The following is a 2,588-nucleotide window of genomic DNA, read 5'->3' on the forward strand; positions in this document are numbered from 1 at the left end:
CCTCGTTCTTGTATTCGATCAGCGGATCTTTCTGGCCGTAGCCGCGTAGACCCACCGATTCACGCAGAGCATCCATCGCCTGGAGATGCTCACGCCAAAGCGTATCAATCTGCTGAAGGATGAAGAAACGCTCGGCCTCCCGCATCAGCCCCGGGCGCTGCTGCTCAATTTGGCCTTCTTTGAGGTCGTAGGCATTACGCAGTTGCTCCTGAAGGAAGGACTTGAGTTCCTCCATACCGAGGCCCTGAACCTGATCAGGGGTGAGATCTTCCAGCAGATAGATGAACTCTTTCACCTTGCTTACCAGCTGGTCGAGATCCCATTCCTCCGGCGGCAGGTCGGGATTCACATAAGCCTCCACGATCTCGCCCATGGTGCGTTCGCCGTAGCCAATCACTTGCTTCTTCAGAGCACAGCCATCCAGCACCCGACGGCGTTCGGAATACACCGCACGCCGCTGGTTGTTCATCACCTCGTCGTACTCGAACACCTGCTTGCGGATGTCGTAGTAATAAGTTTCGACCTTCTTCTGAGCTCCCTCCAGCGAACGAGTAAGCATGCCGGATTCAATCGGCATGTCTTCCTCCACGCGGAAGGCATTCATCAGACCGGCAACGCGATCACCCCCGAAGATTCGTAGCAAGTTGTCGCCCAACGAGAGGAAAAAGCGGGTGGATCCGGGGTCGCCCTGGCGGCCGGCACGGCCACGCAGTTGGTTATCGACACGGCGGGACTCATGCCGTTCTGTGCCGATCACATGTAGGCCGCCGGCTTCACGAACGCGGCTCTCCTCCTGCTTCACTACGGCGTCGTATTCCCCCTTCACCCGGGTGATCGCTTCGCGCAACGCCTGAATCTGGGGATCCTCGGTGGGAGCTTTTTCAGCGGCAGTGGCGATGCGTTCCTCCAGCTCAATTACTGTGAGGGCACGGTCGCCCCAGACCTTGACCAAATCACGAGCCAGCTGCCCGAGGGCTTGATCAGTGTCGTCGGTGAGGGGACAGGGATAGAGGCTCTCACCGCTGCGGGGCAGCGAAGGCTCCGCAGCATCAGCGAACCCGCCCGGAGCACTGCGCTGCAAAAGCACCGACGGCTTGTGATCCTCCTCCGGCTTCACAAGACGGCCCAGCAGCACCTCCCGCAACTTCAAGCGGGCCATGTAGTCGCTGTTGCCGCCAAGAATGATGTCGGTGCCACGGCCCGCCATGTTGGTGGCGATGGTCACGGCGCCAGCCCGACCCGCCTGGGCCACAATCTCCGATTCGCGCTCCACGTTCTCCGGCTTGGCGTTGAGCAGGTTGTGGGGAATCTCCTGCTCCGCCAGCAGCGAACTCAGCAGTTCGCTTTTCTCCACCGAGGTGGTGCCCACGAGCACCGGCCGGCCGTTCTTGTGGATCTCAGCTGTTTCGTTGGCCACAGCGCGCCATTTGGCGGCCTCGGTTTTGTACACCTGATCGGCCCAGTCCTGACGAGCCCGGACCCGGTTGGTGGGGACGATTGTGGTTTCGAGTTTGTAGGTCTTCTCGAATTCGACCTCTTCTGTTTTGGCAGTGCCGGTCATGCCGGCCAAGCGTGGATAGAGCAGGAAAAAGTTCTGGTAAGTGATCGAAGCAAGAGTCTGCGTTTCCGGTTGGATCGGCAGGGCCTCCTTGGCCTCGATGGCTTGGTGCTGACCGTCACTCCAACGACGGCCCGGCATCACCCGTCCGGTGAACTCATCCACGATCACCGCCTCACCATCGCGAACGATGTAGTTCACATCCTTGACGAACAGCTCCTTGGCCTTGAGGGCATTGGTGATGTAGTGAGCCCAGGGGTCCTGGGGGTTGAACAGATCCGCCACCCCAAGCATCTGCTCGGCTTTGGCGAAGCCCTCATCGGTGAGGGTGCAGCTGCGCTGCTTTTCATCCACCTCGTAATCACCTTCAGGATCGATGCCGTCTTTGCCCAACTCAGCGGCGCGAGCCAGGGCATTGGCCACCTCGGCCGCCTGCTGATATTTCTCCTGAGGACGTTCCACCTGACCAGAAATGATCAGTGGAGTTCGGGCCTCGTCGATCAGGATCGAATCCACCTCGTCAATCACGCAGTACTGGAACTCCCGCTGCACCACCTCAGAGATATCGGCGGCCATGTTGTCGCGCAGGTAGTCGAAGCCCAGCTCTGAGTTGGTGGCGTAGGTGATGTCGCAGTTGTAGTTACGCCGACGCTCCTCAGGATGCATGTCCTGCTGAATCAAACCGACAGACAAGCCAAGAAAGCGATGCACTTGGCCCATCCATTCAGCATCGCGACGAGCCAGGTAATCATTCACCGTCACTACATGAACGCCCCTTGCGGTGAGGGCATTGAGATAGCTCGGGAGGGTAGCGACCAGGGTTTTGCCTTCGCCAGTTTTCATCTCGGCGATCTGACCTTCATGCAGCACCATGCCGCCAATCAGCTGGACATCGAAATGACGCATTCCCAGTACCCGCTTGCCGGCTTCACGAACAACGGCGAAGGCCTCAGGCAGGATCTCGTCGAGGATCGGACGCTGGTTCGCTAGACTCCCCGCATTGGCCAAACGCTCCTGGAAACCAGCGGTT

General features: G+C 59.3%; 1 protein-coding gene. It reads right to left on the reverse strand.

Annotated features, from left to right (window positions below; genetic code table 11):
* Positions 1–2,588 (reverse strand): preprotein translocase subunit SecA (gene secA, locus ACGVJ8_RS05630; RefSeq protein ID WP_392346210.1); only part of this gene is annotated, 2,588 nt, incomplete at both ends.

The organism is Parasynechococcus sp. (assembly GCF_042954245.1).
Lineage (GTDB): Bacteria > Cyanobacteriota > Cyanobacteriia > PCC-6307 > Cyanobiaceae > Parasynechococcus.